The 556-nt window shown below is 40.6% G+C and carries 1 pseudogene; it reads right to left on the reverse strand.

Annotated elements, in window-relative coordinates:
* Positions 1–54: 54 nt before the first annotated feature.
* Positions 55–556 (reverse strand): annotated as a pseudogene (locus OCV67_RS13490) (hypothetical protein); the annotation flags it as partial.

Raw genomic sequence — 556 nt, forward strand, 5'->3', positions numbered from 1 at the left:
ACTACCGCTAACGGAATAGCGGGTTTAATCAATATTTTGTTGTTAAACAATTATCTATGCGACTTCAAGTCGCACCCATGGCGCATCAAGATGGTGCATAGCATAAAGCTTGTTTTGAATGTTAGTTCCTGCGCCCATTTTCTGCGTTGAACCCAGAACAATACGTATTTCTCCGTTTCTTACCTTGTCAAAAAGACGTTCCTTGTCCTGCGGCTTTTCATAATCGTGAATAAAAGCAATTTCATTTACAGGGATTCCGTTAGCAATAAGCTTGGATTTTACATCATCATAAAGATTAAAAGCGTCTTTCTTAGGCGTGGAATAATCACAGAAAATAACCTGAGTGAGACGTTCGTCCGCTGTCTTTTTCCAGATATCGGTTACATTGTTTACGCACATATTGATCTTAGTGTTGGGTTCATCAGGAAGCAGAGGATTTATAAGTCTCTGATCAAGACCGATTTTAATACCGTCGGTGGTAACCTTAAGCATATTGTCAACATCGGGAGTGACCTGCTTGTTGTGAATCTTTTCCGCACGTTCCGACAGGGACTGT

The sequence above is a fragment of the Porcipelethomonas ammoniilytica genome, from assembly GCF_025567485.1.
Lineage (GTDB): Bacteria > Bacillota > Clostridia > Oscillospirales > Ruminococcaceae > Porcipelethomonas > Porcipelethomonas ammoniilytica.